Below are 18,673 nucleotides of genomic sequence, written 5' to 3'. Positions count from 1 at the left end.
GAAATAAAGACTTTTCAAATAATTTATCTATTACTTGAATAATCATTCCTTTTTAATAATCTCTAAAATAGAATCCCAGCTGCCTTCGGCCTGTTGATCAACTTCAATACCTTCGGTCGCTAATTTGTCAGTTACCGCCTGATCCCCAGAAATTACCATAGCATCCTCATAATTGGCATTGGGGAAGGCCGCCAACGTACGATTAACGGAACGACGAGAATGAAAAATAATGAACTCTGGCTGATGAGCGGCAAAATCTTTGCGATACTCTTCTAAATTCAACTCTTCCGGCCCCTCCAAAGTAAACAAAACCAATTCATCCACTTCGATATCCAACTCTCGAAGCAATGCCGGCAGGTCTTCTGCGGTTTTATCCCCACAGGGATACAACGTTTTACCAATGCGTTTTATACGAAGCATAAATTCGAGCAGATTAATCGCCTCCCCATCAGCGTGTGGATGTACCGCAGGAATGCCCTGTTCTTCGAGGTAACTTGCTGTATGCTGATCAAGTGCCAGATTCAACTGGTTTCTCGCCTCTTTTATTTTATCAAATTCCTGTAACCACTCAATCCAGAATTGTGCATTCCGCTTACTGCCATGTACGATATTTTCATACTCTTCTAAATTCTCCAACGCATCCAAGATATCTCCATTGTCTTCCAGCGACTGATATCGCTCTAACGGATAATGCAATACCGAAACGGGTTGCTCTTCAAGCTTTGACCGAAACACTTCGGTGTCTTCGTGTGCTGCGGTAAGTAAAACAGAATGACTCATAAAATCTAAATACGAATTTTTATTTACACTTAAATAAGTATCACGTAGAGACGCGAAGGATATCTCTTAAAACATATAGCCTACGCCAATGTAAATTCGGGTAACATCTTCCGAAAAACCCATTTCTCCGCGCAGTATAAAATCAGGATTTAGGATTGACATCGCACCGCCAAACCCTACCGTTTGGTGATATCTCTCAAACAGATCATTGGCATCATCCGTTTCGGTAAATACCCGTCCCGTATCAGTAAAAAGTTGTCCGCCAAATTTGAGACCATAAAAATCAGGAAATTTTAGCAACCAAGTACGTAATTCCAGCGTGTAAGCAACCGAAGTATTGCCCTTAAATCTGTTGAGAGGATATCCTCGAAGTGTGTTTTTGTTTCCAAGCGTTGACATTTCCCAATAGGGAATATCGCCTTCGGCGTGACGTGCTTCAAAGCGATTGGCGACCGTTAAAAAATTAAAAAGATAAAAATACTGACGTAATTCCAATCGCGCCGTTGCCAAACCGTAATTACTGATCAAATTGGGGGCGCCCCGTAACTCCAACTCTAAACGATTTCCACGACGGGGATCAAATTCACTATTACGATTCTCCCAAACCAATCCCGTATTTATATTATTCGTCCAGCCACCATCGCTCCCCACAGGCATTGCCTGTACAAATGAAGATTGCTGCTGTCGCACATATGGGATATGATATTCAGTAGCTGCCCCAAATTGCAGGTCCAGCTGACTTCGACCCTGTTCATATATTGGCTTCCTAAACCTGTAATCAAAACTAAATCCAATGGAGCGGAAAAAATAATATTCATTATCCCATTGTTGATCACTAAAAGTCGTCTCATTTCCTATACCAAAAAACTGATCTTGGGTGTAACGATAAAAGTAAAAATTAGCAATTGATCGAAGATCACGTCCAAACGTTTTTGTTTGCTCGTATGTAGCTTCTACCTCAACAAATCCCTTAGTTGTCGCAATAGCCGAACTCTCAAATAAATTGTTAAACGGAGCTACATTGCCGCGATAATCATAACGACTGTAAATCAGCCCACCCAATAGACCTTCATTCGAACTGTATCCAATGGCCGGTACCAAAGCTGTTGAAACAGAATCCTGTCCCACCTGGGGATTCATCATTTGCGCCATTACAGCTGATGACAGGCTACATAAAAAAAGAAGAATGAATAAAAAGTAACGAATCAAAATGGCTGTTTTATGATTGTAGATGACCTTCTTCCTCCAATATTTCCAACGTATCAACAGCATGACGCAAGTGCGGAATTACGATACTGCCCCCCACCACTAAAGCCACATTCATAGCATCAACAATTTCATCTTTGGAATATCCACTTTTAGCACACTCCTCCAAATGATAATCAATACAATCATTACATCGCATCACGGCTGATGCTACTAAACCTAACAACTCTTTCGTTTGTGCAGGCAAAGCACCGTCTTTGTAAGTATTATTATCGAGATTGAAAAAGCGTTTAATTCCAAGATGATCTAAGTCAAAAACTTTTTCGTTAGCCTCTTCGCGTTCTTTTCGAAATTTCTCTAACCGGTTATTTTCAATTTTGCTCATCCTTTTACTACATTCTTATTTGAAAAAAGACCTGTTAAAATACCACATATTCTCAGGAAGTTTAATCAAAATTTTAAACAGTCGGCTAAGATTCTATAAATACTGTGAGTCGCAAGAAATCGTCCCCAAAACATAAGTTAGCTGTACTGGGTGATAGTATAAGCCAAGGATTTCAAAACGGTGGTATCTATCGCACCGATCTGAACTTTCCCAACTTTTTACGCCAATCCTGGGAACCGGACGCCACGTTCGAGCAACCTCTTTTTACTGCCCAAGCAGGAATTCCACTAAACCTGGAGGTACTGGCACGTGGGCTTTCGGATGAATTTGGGGATTCGATTGAGTGGAATGAATATCTGCCAGCCCTAAACCATCTTTACTCAACCCTTCGAAGAGTAAAACGATACTGGGAAGGTAAAGTTAAACCCCTTCAACAAAATCGGGACATGCCCTATCATAACCAATCGGTGTGGGGGTTTGCCATGAACGATGCTTGGCTGGTAACCGAAGAAAGCAGCCGGCACCATATAGAAACACAGCCCGAGACATTCTCAATTTTTGATATGCTACCCGATCATGCTATGTATACAACGGCACGATTGGTTCTAAATCCATCATTTAATAAAAAATTTAGTCATCATACCCAGCTCGACAATATCCAATTTTTACAAGACCACGGTGGTATAGAAAATCTCATCGTATCGATGGGGCATAACAATGTAATTGGCGCCGTATCTGATTTAAAATTCGTACTTTCTGAAGAAAAAGATTTAAATAAATTTCCCTCCGAACGAGATTATACCGTATACCGCCCAGAACATTTTGAACATGAGTTCCGGAAACTTGCCGAACGAGTCAGTAAGGTAGGCCCCGAACGTGTCATCACTCAAACTATCCCTTATGTCACCATCCCTCCCGTTTCGCGCGGAGTCAATGCTGATAAATCTCGTGAAGGCCATACCGGCTATTTCGATTACTATACCCGCTTTTGGATTTGGGATGCTGATTTCAATCCCGACAAACACCCCCATCTTACAAAAGAGGAAGCCATTTCACTTGATCAACATGTTGATGAATACAACAATATTATCCGGGAGGTAGCTGACGAATATGGATGGATCACCGTTCCCCTTAATCGCTATGTCTCTGGTATTGCTCACCGCCGGTTGGGAGGAAAAAAACGCATACCCTATCCCGATGAGTTCTGTGAAGCAATAAAGCGGAACCCGAATACTGCACATCTCGTCCAAAATGATAACAATGCTAACCTGAGTACTCAATATCCCCGCATCGACCGGGACACCGGGAAACTATACAAGGGAGGGATTTTCAGCTTGGATGGCCTACACCCAACAACTATTGGATATGGGCTGATCGCATACCTTTATAAAGAAACCATGGAAGACAATGGGGTAACATTTCACCAATCACTGGACTGGGACCATATCATCAAAAGTGATACGCTTGTTACTGATCCACCCTTCATTCTTGTAGAACTCCGCAAATTCCTTCGATTCCTTTCACTTGGTCGACAAGAAAAACTCTCCTTTGTAAGCAATGGGGTTCTCAACCAGCTTATGGATCTGTTTTCAGACAGGGATTGATTCTGAACATTTCCTCAGGTCAGTCTTACACCAGCCGACTCACCAACAATCAAAAAAAAGACTAATTTTTATTTAGAATTAGTCTACATAGTTCTTTATCTTCGCCATTAATTAGAACTAATATAAATAAAAATTAGGGATAAATGCACTTTTCAAATCGTACCCAACTACTAATAACTGTACCCATGTTGGCTATTGCTTTGCTGATTTCTTCTTGTGACATCAGCGGCAGTGACGGCGACAACGATAACACCATCCAGGCTCCAGACAATTATGAATTCACCCGTAATGGTGAGTCGACTGTAGCTTATCCCGGTCAAAATGATCGATTGGATATGGTAGAAGAAATGAAAGCTTATATCGCTACTGCTAATGATGGAGAAATTCTGTCTGAACAAGCACTCAACGATATGTTTGAAAATACCGGTGGAAATGGCGGCGAACATTTCTCTTTTGACTCTGAAAAACAGCTCAAAAACAAAACCTTTGGGCCCGATCTCGACAATAATCTTTTTGAGAACATTTTTGCTGATGCTGAAGCTGCCAGTGAAAATGGAAGCGCCGGTATTCGAGCTAATGAAAATGGCACTGCTGGACTTATGGAACGAGAAGACAGCGGCAACGATATCCTTGTAGATGAAAAGGGACGTGAATTTACCCAGCTTGTTGAAAAGGGATTAATGGGCGCTGTGTTTTATAACCAAATTTTCAATGCCTACCTCACTGATGAAAAAATTGGTCCGAATATTGAAAACAGTGAGACCGAAGAAGGGGCTAATTACACCGCCAAAGAACACCACTTTGATGAAGCATTCGGTTACTTTAACGCTCCCGCTGATTTCGAATCAGACTGGCCTGACGATCGCTCCAACGAGCTTCGCTTCTGGAGTAAATATTCTAACGGCTCTGACGCTCAACTCGGCTTTAACGATACCATTATGGATGCGTTCATCATGGGACGGACTGCGATCGTTAATGACGATCAAAGTGAGCTGAATAACCAAGTTAATGTACTCTATGAAGAGCTTGAGTTACTCTCGGCAGCAACGGCTGTACATTACATTAATAGTACACTTGGTCACCTGAATAATGGAAATCGTGGCGAAGCTCACCATGCATTATCAGAAGCTTGGGCATTTGTGAATGCACTTAAATATAGTCCAGTCAAAAAAATTACGCCTGAGCAAATTAACCAAATCATAAACACTGATTTTGGTGATAATGGCAACTTCTGGAATGTTACGCCAGAAGGCTTGAACAATGCTAAATCTACTCTTGTAGAAACGTATCCTGATCTTGAATCAGTACAAGGTCAACTGTAAGCATTTAGAATATAAGGGGCCGGATCTTAAAAACAGGATTCGGCTCTTTCTTAATCATCATCTCTTATGTTACAACACAAAACGCCCTACTTTTCAATACTGCTACTTTTCTTTGTAGTTGCATGCAGCAGCAGTACCAATCCCGATGAAACAACAAACTTTGACCGTGCAGCAATGCTGGAAAATTATGGCAATAATATTATTTTGCCAGCATTTGAAGATATGCAATCCGCTGTTAATGAATTGCAGACAGCCGCAGATAATTTTAAAACTGAACGTACTACAGGCCAATTAGAAAACCTCCAGACCACCTTAAAACAAAGCCGGTTGGCCTGGCAAAATGTAAGTCCATTCCAATTTGGACCCGCAGAGTCTGTTTTATTACGAGCCTCGCTAAACACCTATCCCACAGATACGGATAAAATCAGCGAAAATATAGAATCCGGCGACTATTCCATGGAATCGATCAGCAACCAAGATGCAGCCGGACTCCCTGCCCTGGACTATTTGCTACATGGCGTAGGGGGTACCAATGAAGAGATTTTAGCCGCATACACTACTGATCCCAATGCTCAGAATCGTCTCGATTATCTGCTCGAAAATATCAACTATATCAAAAGTAAGGTTGACAAAGCAACCAGCGAATGGCAAACATCTGGTGGCGATTACATTGGTATGTTCTTAAGTGAAGATAACGCAGGCACCGATGTAGGAAGTTCGCTGGGTATGCTTATCAACAGCTACGTTATGCACTATGAGCGGTTTTTACGTGATGGGAAAATTGGCATACCCGCCGGTGTTCGCAGCGCTGGGACCCCACGTCCTGTAACCGTAGAAGCATATTATGGAGGCTACTCTGCTGAATTAGCTGTTGCCAATTTTGAACAAGTTGAACGCATTTTTACTGGTGGCAACAGCCGTGGACTTGATGACAATCTTGAAGCGCTCAATGCCGGTGATTTGGCGGATGAAATCCAAACACAAATTGATGAGACCAAAACTGCTTTGGAAGCACTTAACGATCCACTTTCGCAGCAGATCGAAGAAAATAAGGATCCAGTCCTCACTGTTTTTGAGGAGATGCAGCAAGTCGTAACACTCGTAAAGGCAGACATGACTTCCATCCTTGGCATCACCATCACCTACCAAGATAACGACGGCGACTAAAACTCATGATCCCCGAGGCGATTAAAAAACATATTTCAGGCCAGGTATCTATTGCCCCACTGGCGGTTTTTCGCTTCCTATTTGGATTCATTATGCTCGTCAGTGTTCTCCGCTTTGCCGCCAACGGCTGGATATACGAGCTCTATGTTAAACCCGATTACTTCTTCACCTTTTATGGCTTTGATTGGGTAACCCCGCTGGGCGAAACCGGCATGTACCTTCTTTTTTTGGGGATGGGACTCGCTGCCATCTCCATCATGTTGGGTTATTACTACCGCCTTGGAATTACCTTTTTCTTCCTGGCCTTCACCTATGTTGAACTCATCGATAAAACCAATTACCTGAACCACTACTACTTTGTCAGCATTATCAGTTTTCTGCTGACGTTCGTCCCCGCCAACCGTTACTTTTCACTGGATGTCCTTCGCAACCCTTCGCTTAAAAGAGAGAAGGTACCGGCCTGGACGATCAACATCTTCAAACTACAATTGGGACTTGTCTACTTCTTTGCGGGAGCAGCCAAACTGCACCCCGACTGGCTACTCAACGCCATGCCCATGCGTATCTGGCTACCCGCCAACGCCGATCTTCCGATTATTGGATCGCTACTGGAATATACCTCCACAGCCTACATTTTTAGCTGGGCCGGCGCACTCTATGACCTCACCATTGCGTTTTTCCTCCTCTGGAAACCTACGCGAATCTTTGCTTATCTCACCGTCATCATTTTTCACCTGATGACGTACGCCCTGTTCCAGATCGGCATGTTTCCCTTTATTATGATTTTGTCTACACTCATCTTCTTTTCAGCTGATTTCCATCAAAAAATAATTATTACCCTTTCGAAGCTGGCCAATCACCTTCCTTTCAATTTCAGAACTTCATCCTCCTGCAGAAAAGAAGAATGGAAGCTTAATAAAAATGGTACCACGCTAATTGCAGGAATTCTGGGAATCCATTTCATCCTACAGTTATTATTACCACTGAGATTTGCCTTGTACCCTGGCAACCTCTTTTGGACAGAACAGGGCTATCGGTTTTCATGGCGGGTAATGCTGATGGAAAAAGCAGGTCATACCACTTTCACCGTCACAAATCCCAAAACGAACAAACAATGGCAGGTACAGAATTACAATTACCTGACTCCAAATCAGGAAAAAATGATGGCTACCCAGCCGGATATGATTTTACAATTTGCCCATTTTCTCGAAGAAGAATACCAAAAACAGGGGATAACAGACGTCAAAGTTACAGCTGAAAGTTATGTGACACTTAATGGACGACGTAGCCAGCCAATGGTTAATCCCAACATAAATCTTACTAAAAAAGAACGGGGATTCGCCCACAAAGAATGGATACTTCCATTTAACGAAAATCAACAAAATTGGTTCAGAAATCTACAGGAATGAACGTTCGTATTTTAACAACTTTTCTACTTTTTGTTTTAGCCTCGACCTATCCAAGTCAAGCACAAAACTTTGATATTTCGGGCATAGTAACTGACGAGAGCAATTCTCCCATAGCCGAGGCAAATGTTTATCTTTCCGAAAGTAGACCGGATACAACTGGGGCAATGCCTGTAGAATACAAAGTAAAAACAACCACCGATGCTGAAGGTACCTATCACATCTCTGATATTTCACCCGGACAATATCAGCTTATTGCCTATTTCCCAGGGAAACGTACAAAAACCAAACACATTGAAATTGCTGACGGAGATTTAGAACAGGATATTCAGTTAGTTGGCTTCGAAAGCACCATGTCTGAAGTGGTAGTAGGGGGAGCAACTGCTCCAACCAATGGTATCACGCGGTTGCAATCTGTAGAAGGCGTAACAATCAACGAGAGCAAAAAAAATGAGGTTCTTGTACTCGATGATATGGTCGTCAATAAAGCCACCAATAATACGCGTCAGGTCTATGCCAAGGTACCTGGCCTCAATATTTGGCAAAGTGGCGATGCCGGCATCCAAACAAGCGTTGGCGGACGTGGGCTCAGCCCAAAACGAAACTCAAACTTCAATACCCGTCAAAATGGTTACGATATTGCTGCTGATGCACTTGGATATCCTGAAAGCTACTATACACCCCCTGTACAAGCTTTAAAACGGATAGAAATTATCCGGGGAGCAGCTTCGCTACAGTACGGTACGCAATTTGGTGGAATGCTCAACTTTAAATTCAAAGATGGGCCTGAAAACGAACCCTTCCAACTCAACACCAATCAATCGTACGGCTCCTTTGGATTATTTAATTCATTCAACAGCATCGGCGGCTCCACAGGCGATGTTGGCTATTATGGATTTTACCAGTACAAAACGAGCAACGGCTGGCGTCCCAATTCACAACTCGATCAACATACTGCTTATGCTTCCTTTGATCTCGAGCTAAGCCCAAACTTAGCTATTACGCCCGAATATACCCACATGTACTATTTGGCCCAGCAACCCGGCGGATTAACGGATACCCAATTTCGGGATGACCCCAGCCAATCAAATAGAGAGCGCAATTGGTTCAAAGTAAACTGGAATGTATTTGCTCTTGATGCCACTTATACCTTCACCAGTAAAACGAGAATCAATAGCCGCTTTTTTGGGCTGTTGGCCGGACGTGATGCGCTTGGAAACCTTCAGCGCATTGATCGACTGGATACCGGCGGCGAACGCGATTTGCTTAAAGATGATTTTCAGAATTGGGGTAATGAAACACGCCTGATCCACCGCTATAATTTTCTTAATGGGATCTCAGTCTTTTTGGCCGGAACTCGCTTTTATAACGGCTATACTCACCGTCGACAAGGTAATGGGCCCGACGGCAGCGATCCCGTATTCAACTACCTTTCTCCAGATAACTTAACTGGCTCAGATTTTGATCTACCCAGCCAGAACCGATCTGTTTTTGTAGAAAACATTTTTAACATCACCCCTAACTTCAGCATCACACCCGGCTTACGATTTGAATATATCAAAACCGAAGCTAAGGGCTATTATCGCAATACTATTCGCGACTTAGCCGGAAACACCTTAGTGGATGAACGCATTACTGAAAACCGTAGCCGAGAACGGTCGTTCCTGCTTTTTGGAATAGGATCGAGTTATCGTCCGAATCCGTCAATCGAAATTTACGGTAACTTTTCCCAGAACTACCGAGCCATGAATTTCAATGATATTCGGGTAGATGTGGGCAATTTAGAAGTCAATCCCGACATACAGGATGAACGCGGATTTAATGCCGATTTAGGCATTCGGGGACAGGTTAATGACCTTTTTCAATATGATATAACCGCCTTCCATCTTTCGTATGAGGATCGCATCGGCACCGTTTTGCGAACCGAACCGAATCCAAAATTCAACAACCTCGTCGATCGTACGTTCCGATATCGAACCAACATTGCTGATGCGAAAATTTATGGCATAGAATCTTTTGCCGAATTTGATATACTATCTCTTTTTGAGCGAGATCCTAAAGCCAAGCTCTCACTTTTTACAAACCTTGCGCTCATCCATGCCACGTACACTGATTCTGATGAACCCGGCATTGAAGGAAATGATGTAGAACTTGTTCCACCGATGAATTTTAAAACGGGACTTACCTTTGCCCAACATGGCTTCGAGGTTTCTTACCAATTCTCGTATGTAGCCAAACACTATTCGGATGCTTCCAATGCACGTCGTACTCCTACTGCAATCGAAGGTATCATTCCATCCTACAAAGTAATGGACCTGTCAGCCAAATATAGTTACAACAGATTCACATTTGAGGGGGGCGTCAACAATTTGATGGATGAAAAATATTTTACGCGCCGAGCGACAGGATATCCCGGTCCGGGTATTATCCCCGCCAAAGTTCGCAACTTTTATATCTCAGTAGGCATTCAAATTTAACATAATGTTGCTGAAACCTATCCCAATAAAAAAAGCCCTGCCAAAACCGACAGGGCCTAAATTACTGCACAAAAAGAACCAGTTAAATTAATCCAGCCTCACGAAGCAGATTCAACGTTCCTTCCAACTGCTGAAGCTGCTCGTAATCATACTCCGGACTCAATTGCGATGCCTTCTTCGCATCCCACATATAATCTGGCAATGAAACGTTATCTATTACCGGATACTCATTTACCGATTGAGCGGCATATTCTTGCGCTTGTTTTGAAAGCAAAAAGCTCAAAAACTGTTGTGCCAGTTCGGGATTATCTGCTGTCTGAAGTTGTGTAGCTCCCGTCACAAGAGCAAGATTCCCGATATCCCCTTCCTTAAAATGATAAGTCTCAATATTTGCATCAGGATTAGGCCCTTCTTCCCCATAATGCTCATGATCTTCAAAATATCCTTCTTTACCACCGTGCTTGGTTTGAATAACGTAGTAGTGATTTGTTAATCCCATATCAACCTCTCCGGCTAATATCGCCTGTACCATCGGGGGATTCGAGCTATAGGCTTTAGGATTTAAATTCTGCATATTATTCAGCCAATCCATTGCGGTATCATTACCCTCGGTAAGTCGAAGTGCTGTAATAAAATCATAAAAACTGGAATAGGTCGGCGTCCATCCAATTCGGCCTTCAAACTCATCCATTTCAGCCAAATCGAATACTGAATCAGGTAAGTCGGCCGTATCTACTGCCGTGGGATTATAAGCTAACACCCGAAATCTCACCGTTACCGGAACCCACTTGCCAGATTTAGACTGATATGAAGCCGGTTTTGAAGTCAATGAATCAGGTAGGGTTGTTAACATCCCCTTCTGGGATGCATTAGCTAATGCTCCAGTTGTATTGGCCCAATAAACATCAGCAGGACTTTGATCACCTTCTTCGCTCAACACCGCAAGTAACTCTGCATCATTACCATACCGTACTTCAATATCAATGCCGGTTTGTGCCCTAAAATCTTCAACCAACGACTCAACAAGCGCCTGACTACGGCCAGAATACACCACTAACTCATCATCGGATGTCTGTCCACATGAACTTAGGAAGAAAGCAGCAACACCCACTGCCAATATTTTTAATACATTTTTCATAGTTATGAATCCTCAATCTTCACTTATCATTTATATTGATTGCCTATCATTTCTTTAATTGTGTTAAAGTACACAAGGCTTAATTAGATTGAATCTAATTAAGATGCAGAATGTATTGAATTTATGGTACAATGACTAATAAAAAACCATCTATTGGGATCCTTGGCGCGGGCATATCTGGCTTGGCGATAGCCTACAAATTATCTTCCAAAAACTGCCCAGTAACAGTCTATGAAAAAGAGTCCGAGGTAGGTGGCGCTATTAAAACCCATCATGAAAACGGGTGGCTCGTTGAAAAAGGTCCTAACACACTTATGGCTAAATCTAAGGAGATCTGGGAGCTACTTGAGGATCTCGACCTAATGGACAAGAGCATAGAAGCGGGTAAGACAGCTAAGAAACGATTCATTATAAAAAATGGCCAACCCATTCCTCTCCCTATGTCATTGGGTAGTTTTTTGAAGACTGATCTCCTATCCATAAGTGGAAAGTTTCGTTTGCTTAAAGAACCGTTTGCCGCAACTTCAAATACTGATGATGAATCTATTGCTCAATTTATTAGCCGTCGCCTTGGTCAAGAACCGTTAGATTATGCTATAAATCCCTTTGTCTCTGGAATTTATGCTGGAGACCCCAAAACCTTATCTATCAAGCATACCTTTGGGTCGCTCTGGGAAATGGAACAACAACACGGCAGTTTATTCAAAGGAATGCTAAAGAAGAGCCGCAATGGGGAAAAACCCAAACGAGCGCTAATCTCTTTTGAGCAGGGACTTCAACAGTTACCATTGGCCATTGCCGACCGATTAGGAACTGCTGTACAAACGGGAACTGAGATTCAAACCGTGCAACAGCATGATGGGCAATGGATCGTAAAAGCCCAAAAAGATGGAGAATCAATTCACGAAAAGCATGATCTTATTGTATCAACGCTGCCCGTTCATGCCCTTGGAAATATTTTTGATAATCTGCAATTCAACTCCATATCCGACCTACCCTATGCCCCATTGAGTGTAGTTGCCTTAGGATTTTCTTCTGATCAAATTACTCACCCGCTGGATGGCTTTGGCATGCTCATTCCCGAGGTAGAGCAGTACCAAACACTCGGGACTTTATTTTCATCGAGTTTGTTTCCCGGTCGGACCCCTGATGGACATGTCCTGTTAACCAGCTTTATTGGAGGAGCAAGAAATCCTGAACTGGCCTCAAAAGGTCCGAACACCTTACAGTCTATCGTTCTAAAAGACGTTCAGAAACTGCTGGATATTTCAGGTAACCCAGTATTTACACATCATCAACATTGGCCAGCTACCATCCCACAGTATACTGTTGGCTATGACAAATATTTATCGGCAATTGATCAAATTGAAAAACAACATCCAGGTCTTTTCATACATGGGAATTTTCGTGGCGGCGTCTCAATACCTGATTGTATTACCTCAGGCTTTTCAATAGCACGATCGATCGTCAAAGAGGTAGAGCAAACATAAAATCTAACGGGAAGACCACCTCCAATTCTGCTAAATTTTTTGTACCTTCACCCACGAAAACAGCAACCACCTTTTTAGGAAATCCGAATTAAAAGCAACCTTACATTATGGCTAATGCATTTTTTGAAATTCGGGAACCGGAAAACGAATCCTACCATTCGTATGCACCCGGCACCCCCGAACGCGAAGAACTACGTAAAGAATTAGATCGACTAAAAAGTCAGGAGATTGAAATCCCGGCAATTATCGGTGGCAAAGAAGTAAAAACCGATCGCCAACAAGATGTTGTAATGCCCCATAATCACGGGCACAAGTTGGGTACAGTTCACCTTTGCGGTGAAAAGGAAGTTGAAATGGCGATTGAATCAGCCCTTGAAGCACGCAAAGAATGGGCCGAAATGCCATGGCAAGATCGTGCGGCTATCTATTTAAAAGCGGCTGATCTTATTACTGGTCCCTACCGTTATACCATGAACGCTTCAACTATGTTGGGACAATCAAAAACACCTCATCAGTCAGAAATTGAAGCCGTTGGTGAGTTTGCGGACTTCCTCCGGTTTAATGCGTATTATCTTCAGGAAATTTATAAGGATCAGCCTTATTCACCGGATGGCATGTGGAACCGTATGGAATATCGTCCGCTTGAAGGTTTCATCTTCGCTGTAACACCATTCAACTTTACGGCCATTGCCGGAAACCTCCCGCTGGCTCCTGCTCTGTGTGGCAACGTTGCCCTTTGGAAACCAGCCACCTCTTCTATCTATTCCAGCTACTTTATCATGGAGGTATTAAAAGAAGCAGGCATGCCTGATGGAGTTATTAACTTCTTGCCCGGAGCTGGTGCCGATGTTGGCAATCCTGTGTTGGAGAGCGAACATCTTTCAGGCCTCCACTTCACTGGGTCCACCGGAACCTTCCAGCACCTATGGAAAGAGATTGCTAACAATATTGAACATTACAACACCTATCCACGTATTGTCGGCGAAACAGGCGGCAAGGATTTCATCTTTGCTCATGAATCAGCCGATGTGGATGCTGTAGTTATTGCTGCTATCCGTGCCGCTTATGAATACCAGGGACAAAAATGCTCTGCAGCATCGCGTATGTATCTACCGGAATCAATATGGCCGGAATTCCGCGATAAATTTCTTGACGAAGTCAAAGATGTGAAGTACGGTGATGTTGAAGACTTCACCAACTTTATGGGCGCTGTTATCGACCAGAAAGCATTTGATAATATTACCTCATACATCGACTATGTAAAAGAATCTGATGATGGTGAAATCCTCTTCGGCGGTAACTATGATGATTCAGAAGGTTACTTCGTTGAACCGACGCTGGTTCTGGCACATGATCCCAAATTCAAGACGATGGAAGAGGAGATCTTTGGTCCAGTACTTACGGTGTATGTTTATGAGGATGAAAAGTTTGAGGAGACCCTTGAACTCTGTGATACCACTTCGCCATACGCGCTAACTGGTGCTATCTTTTCACAAGATCGCTATGCGCTTAACAAGATGGCCGATTACTTACGACAAGCTGCAGGCAACTTCTACATTAATGATAAGCCAACAGCGGCTATCGTAAATCAACAGCCCTTTGGTGGAGCACGTAAATCCGGAACTAACGACAAAGCCGGTAGTGCTGCCAACTTGATGCGCTGGATTTCGGTCCGATCCATTAAAGAAACGACCGTTCCGGCCAAAGACTGGACGTATCCCTATATGGAAGAAGAGTAACCATAGATCCTGAACCAAATTCAGGATAAGAAGTAAATTTTAAAGGCTCCCGCCTGTCGGTTGGGAGCCTTTTTTATTTGTCAAAATAAAGAGCTCGTCCCACAGCAAAGCTACGAAACGAGCAAAATATTGTTGTGAAGAGACTAAAAAATAAATCTGATTACGAATCCATATCTAAATCAGATTTCAACTCATCAAATGAATCTTTAATACTCTCGAGCTGATCATCAATATTTGTTTTCAGATCTTGCCAATTTTCATCGGCTTTGGCTCGCAATTCATCCAGATCATTTTCGAGCTGTTCTTTTTCATCCTGTAGTTCTTCCCATTTTTCTTCGAGCTCAGACTTTCTATCACCTGTAGCTTCATCAATTTGTTGTTTAACCTGATCCATCTCCTCTTCCATTGCCGAAAGCTGTTCATCAATAGTATTGACAAACTCCTCTTTCTGCACATTCACTTCTTTTTGAGCAGATTGTACCGTTTCCTCAACATCTTCTTGAGCTTGCTGCATGTTATCTTCTGATTTCTCACTGCATGCAACAAGGCCAATACTAACTAACGCTATTACTGAGTAAATTATTAATCGTTTCATATTGGAATAGTTTAATTTCTATTTCGTTAAATAGCTTATGCTTTCCCTTAAATTCTACAAAGCCCTATTTTGTTCCAATAATGATATTGGGATTTTCATTTTAGATATTTAACCGAAATTATTTCATCCAATTTTACTACTATGAGAATCAGCATTTTAGGATGTGGATGGCTTGGCCTCCCCTTAGCAGAACAACTCCGTGATCAAGGACATCACATAAAAGGTTCTACAACAAGCAAAAACAAACTCCAGATACTCAAGGGCAAAAAAATAACCCCTTTTTTACTGGAACTGACCCCCAACTTGCAATGTAATAATTGCGATAATTTTTGGGATGCCGATGTGCTTGTGCTCAACATTCCTCCGGGACGCGGCAGGGATAATGTTGTAGACTACCATCAAAAACAGATTAAGTCGGTCATCAATAAGGTAAACAGTTCATCTATTTCACTGGTGATCTTTATCAGCTCTACCTCCGTTTATCCAGAAACGGGAGGTATTGTGAGTGAAGAAGACACCAAAGCGGGCAAGGCATCACGACCCACAGGAAATGCCCTGTTAAAGGCTGAGCGCCTACTAAAAAAACAGTCGGCCTTTGATACGACTATCATCAGATTTGGAGGATTATATGGGCACGACCGACACCCCGTAAAATATCTTGCTGGAAGGAAAAAGCTACAAAAGGGCAATGCCCCAGTAAACCTTATCCATCAAGAAGATTGCATCAATATCATTCAAACAGTGATAGAAAACGATATTAAAGGGAACATATTTAACGGCGTCTCGGACGGACATCCCCCGAAAAAAATGTACTACCCGGCTGTTGCCAGAGCGATGGACCTGGAGCCGCCTACATTTGATGATGATGAAAACGAAGAGTATAAAATTGTATCGAATCGGAAATTAAAAATGATGCTGGATTATAAATTCCGTCATCCCAATCCCATGGATTTTTAGGTTAGGAGTTGTATAACCCATTCATTTTTTGTTTGTACTTTCAATCACCTTAAGGGTAAAATGGGGCTTACTAATAAAAGTGCCCCCTACCACGCCGTGGTGTACGTACTGCCAAAATCCTGAATTTTTATTAATTCTAAAATAGTTCATTCTGATATAGAAAGCTTGATGATCCAATTAAATCGCCTATCTTAATGCAAAATCAATCAAGGATTAGGATCTCATGGAAAAGAAGATACATAGTTACGAATCAGACGATATTACCGTAGAATTCGACAGCAAACGATGTATTCACTCGGCAGAATGCGTAAAGAATCTGCCTTCGGTGTTCAATCCCGATAACAAACCATGGGTAACCCCAGAAGAAGCTTCCGCTGAGCGGATTAAGGAAGTTGTCCACCACTGTCCCACTGGCGCCTTAAAATACAGCGGTACCGACACCGAAGAAAAGCCTTCTCGCAAAAATACTATCACCATTGTCCCCGACGGGCCACTGTACCTGCGGGGCGATATTGAGATCCAAAATGCGGAAGGCGAAACGTTGCTTGAAGACACACGTGTAGCTGTATGTCGATGTGGGGCATCCGACAACAAGCCGCTATGCGATAATACCCACAAAGATATCGACTTTGAAGCTCCCGCAGGATTTCAAAAAGCAAAGCTGCAACCTACCGACAGTGGAGAGACCTCTCAAGGCAAACTCATCTTAAAACTTATGGATGATGGCCCAATCCTGGTAGAAGGCTCCTACCGTGTCCACTCTATCGCCAACGAATCCGTAAACAGTTCCAAGAATGTAGCCTTTTGCCGCTGCGGACAGTCCTCGTCGAAACCATTCTGCGATGGAACGCATAAAGAAGTGGGATTTGAAGGGTAATACACATCCCAAATCGGCATTTAGAGCATCTTGTAGGATGATAGTGCGGAACCCTATAGGCAACTACAGCGAGTACCTATAGTAGTTCCCTGTCGATCCCTGTGGGATGATACGCCCCTTGCCCGTAGTACAAGTCTGAATTTTTTCGGTAGGTGAAAGACTACTAATAATAACGCTACACATCATTTACCGGATTCACAATAACTTCATGTAACTTCATTATTTACTGCCAGCAAAAATAACGTATAATGTAATGTTCTTATGCAGAAATTATTTTTGATCCTTGGCAGTATAGCCATGGCGTTGGCCACTGCCCTTGGAGCCTTTGGGGCACATGGACTCAAAGAAGTGCTTACTGATGAAATGCTGGATATCTTTGAAACCGGCGTCCGCTATCATTTTTACCATGCTATTGGATTATTGTTGCTTAGTTTTGCAGTCCAATTTATGCCAAACTCTTCACTTTTGCAGTGGTCGGGCTGGCTGATGATTGGTGGTATTCTGATATTCTCGGGCAGCCTTTACCTATTGTCTATATTAGGGATTCGCTGGCTTGGAGCTATCACTCCCGTTGGTGGACTTTGTTTTATCATCAGCTGGATTTTACTGGCTATGGCCGCCTGGCAAAACTTGTAAACCAGCTGTTTTTAAAGCAGATTGGCATAAGACTTGCAACTCCCGATCATTATTATATTTTATGACTAATTATTTAAAAACGTCTCACCATGGTTGAGACTCTTATTTATTTCAAACAAACGCACAGCATCACTACATAACAACGTTTGCTAAAGATAGAGTAGCTGTAAGCGTTTTCTTGTAACCAATCGTTATTAATTTATCCTTTTACATGAAACTCAAAGACTTTAAAGAATTTTGCCTCTCATTCAACGGAGTAACCGAAGATTTTCCTTTTGATGATGATAACATCATCGCCTTTAAAGTGATGGGGAAAATTTTTGCCATTACAAATGTTGATGAATTTGATGGCATAAATCTAAAGTGTGACCCCGTTAAAGCAGCTATGCTTCGCGACCTTTATCAAGAAGTACAGCCGGGCCAACATATGAATAAGAAACACTGGAATACCATCGCTCCCGAGGGTAAATTAGATGATGAACTTCTCAAAGAATGGATTAAAGATTCCTACAACTTGGTTGTCGAAGACCTATCTCGTAAAAAACAGAAAAAGTTAGAAAAGATGAGCGACGATTAATGATCGTCTCGCACAAATAAGTTTTTTATCCGTTTAAGACTCTTCTTTTCAAAATTCCATACAAATTGGAATTGTCCGGTAATAAAACCGAAAAAGAGGAACAACAACTGATAGGCCGGGAACACAATAAGCGCCCAGGCAATAATTTCTAACCACAATGGTGTTGCCGGTCCAATATTTATCCAACCAAAAACCAACTTTCGTACATAAAGTGTCGACATTCCTGTTATTGAAAAAATAAACAGGATTAACAACAGGCCGCCGAACGATTCGACGCCCCACCGCTTTTTCATTTTTTCAATTATTTCACCCAAACC

At 42.4% G+C, this 18,673-nt stretch carries 17 protein-coding genes; 11 read left to right on the top strand and 6 right to left on the bottom strand.

Going from position 1 to position 18,673, the window contains the following annotated elements; translation table 11 throughout:
- Nucleotides 1-42 precede the first annotated feature (42 nt).
- The 3 genes from AAFH98_RS06715 to AAFH98_RS06705 all read right to left on the bottom strand — a co-directional run bounded on the left by AAFH98_RS06715 (nt 43) and on the right by AAFH98_RS06705 (nt 2,371).
- Nucleotides 43-780, bottom strand: a complete 738-nt coding sequence (locus AAFH98_RS06715; protein WP_342521927.1) for a uroporphyrinogen-III synthase — start codon at nt 778-780, stop codon at nt 43-45.
- 66 nt (nt 781-846) lie between these two features.
- Nucleotides 847-1,923: a BamA/TamA family outer membrane protein gene (locus tag AAFH98_RS06710; RefSeq protein WP_342521926.1), complete on the bottom strand. Its 1,077-nt coding sequence runs from the start codon at nt 1,921-1,923 to the stop codon at nt 847-849.
- A 76-nt stretch (nt 1,924-1,999) separates the two neighbouring features.
- Complete coding sequence (locus AAFH98_RS06705; RefSeq protein ID WP_342521925.1) at nt 2,000-2,371, bottom strand: carboxymuconolactone decarboxylase family protein; 372 nt, start codon at nt 2,369-2,371, stop codon at nt 2,000-2,002.
- Between the two features lie 104 nt (nt 2,372-2,475).
- On the opposite strand from AAFH98_RS06705, the gene AAFH98_RS06700 reads away from it, so the two are divergent.
- The 5 genes from AAFH98_RS06700 to AAFH98_RS06680 all read left to right on the top strand — a co-directional run bounded on the left by AAFH98_RS06700 (nt 2,476) and on the right by AAFH98_RS06680 (nt 10,347).
- Complete coding sequence (locus AAFH98_RS06700) at nt 2,476-3,975, top strand: hypothetical protein (RefSeq protein WP_342521924.1); 1,500 nt, start codon at nt 2,476-2,478, stop codon at nt 3,973-3,975.
- A gap of 143 nt (nt 3,976-4,118) precedes the next feature.
- Entirely contained in the window at nt 4,119-5,297 is a 1,179-nt protein-coding gene (locus AAFH98_RS06695) for a DUF4856 domain-containing protein (protein WP_342521923.1), read from the top strand.
- A gap of 66 nt (nt 5,298-5,363) precedes the next feature.
- Nucleotides 5,364-6,464, top strand: coding sequence for an imelysin family protein (locus AAFH98_RS06690; RefSeq protein ID WP_342521922.1), 1,101 nt, complete (start codon nt 5,364-5,366; stop codon nt 6,462-6,464).
- Between the two features lie 5 nt (nt 6,465-6,469).
- Nucleotides 6,470-7,873 (top strand): HTTM domain-containing protein, encoded by a 1,404-nt coding sequence (locus AAFH98_RS06685; RefSeq protein ID WP_342521921.1) that lies wholly within the window; start codon nt 6,470-6,472, stop codon nt 7,871-7,873.
- Nucleotides 7,870-10,347, top strand: coding sequence for a TonB-dependent receptor (locus AAFH98_RS06680; RefSeq protein ID WP_342521920.1), 2,478 nt, complete (start codon nt 7,870-7,872; stop codon nt 10,345-10,347). The genes AAFH98_RS06685 and AAFH98_RS06680 overlap by 4 nt, the downstream gene beginning before the upstream one ends.
- Before the next feature lie 82 nt (nt 10,348-10,429).
- On the opposite strand, the gene AAFH98_RS06675 is transcribed toward AAFH98_RS06680, so the two are convergent.
- Nucleotides 10,430-11,485 (bottom strand): iron ABC transporter substrate-binding protein, encoded by a 1,056-nt coding sequence (locus tag AAFH98_RS06675; RefSeq protein ID WP_342521919.1) that lies wholly within the window; start codon nt 11,483-11,485, stop codon nt 10,430-10,432.
- Nucleotides 11,486-11,616: 131 nt separating this feature from the next.
- Here AAFH98_RS06675 and hemG point away from each other — a divergent pair, with 131 nt between their 5' ends.
- Complete coding sequence (gene hemG / locus AAFH98_RS06670; RefSeq protein WP_342521918.1) at nt 11,617-12,975, top strand: protoporphyrinogen oxidase; 1,359 nt, start codon at nt 11,617-11,619, stop codon at nt 12,973-12,975.
- Nucleotides 12,976-13,082: 107 nt separating this feature from the next.
- On the top strand, nt 13,083-14,714 hold the full coding sequence (pruA, locus tag AAFH98_RS06665) for an L-glutamate gamma-semialdehyde dehydrogenase (RefSeq protein ID WP_342521917.1): 1,632 nt from the start codon (nt 13,083-13,085) through the stop codon (nt 14,712-14,714).
- Between the two features lie 160 nt (nt 14,715-14,874).
- Here the strand turns inward: pruA and AAFH98_RS06660 are convergent, their stop codons facing one another.
- The gene (locus tag AAFH98_RS06660; protein ID WP_342521916.1) at nt 14,875-15,309 is read right to left on the bottom strand and encodes a sll1863 family stress response protein; all 435 of its coding nucleotides are present in this window, start codon (nt 15,307-15,309) and stop codon (nt 14,875-14,877) included.
- Between the two features lie 141 nt (nt 15,310-15,450).
- Here AAFH98_RS06660 and AAFH98_RS06655 point away from each other — a divergent pair, with 141 nt between their 5' ends.
- The 4 genes from AAFH98_RS06655 to AAFH98_RS06640 all read left to right on the top strand — a co-directional run bounded on the left by AAFH98_RS06655 (nt 15,451) and on the right by AAFH98_RS06640 (nt 18,356).
- Nucleotides 15,451-16,266, top strand: coding sequence for an SDR family oxidoreductase (locus AAFH98_RS06655; RefSeq protein ID WP_342521915.1), 816 nt, complete (start codon nt 15,451-15,453; stop codon nt 16,264-16,266).
- A gap of 223 nt (nt 16,267-16,489) precedes the next feature.
- On the top strand, nt 16,490-17,143 hold the full coding sequence (locus tag AAFH98_RS06650) for a CDGSH iron-sulfur domain-containing protein (protein ID WP_342521914.1): 654 nt from the start codon (nt 16,490-16,492) through the stop codon (nt 17,141-17,143).
- A 261-nt stretch (nt 17,144-17,404) separates the two neighbouring features.
- Complete coding sequence (locus tag AAFH98_RS06645; RefSeq protein WP_342521913.1) at nt 17,405-17,779, top strand: DUF423 domain-containing protein; 375 nt, start codon at nt 17,405-17,407, stop codon at nt 17,777-17,779.
- 211 nt (nt 17,780-17,990) lie between these two features.
- Complete coding sequence (locus AAFH98_RS06640) at nt 17,991-18,356, top strand: MmcQ/YjbR family DNA-binding protein (protein ID WP_342521912.1); 366 nt, start codon at nt 17,991-17,993, stop codon at nt 18,354-18,356.
- On the opposite strand, the gene AAFH98_RS06635 is transcribed toward AAFH98_RS06640, so the two are convergent.
- Entirely contained in the window at nt 18,353-18,649 is a 297-nt protein-coding gene (locus AAFH98_RS06635) for a DUF6787 family protein (RefSeq protein ID WP_342521911.1), read from the bottom strand. The genes AAFH98_RS06640 and AAFH98_RS06635 overlap by 4 nt on opposite strands.
- Nucleotides 18,650-18,673: the final 24 nt, after the last annotated feature.

The sequence above is a fragment of the Fodinibius sp. Rm-B-1B1-1 genome (genome assembly GCF_038594945.1).
GTDB classification, from domain to species: Bacteria; Bacteroidota; Rhodothermia; order Balneolales; family Balneolaceae; genus Fodinibius; species Fodinibius alkaliphilus.
This window is presented reverse-complemented; position numbering and strand designations above follow the sequence as displayed.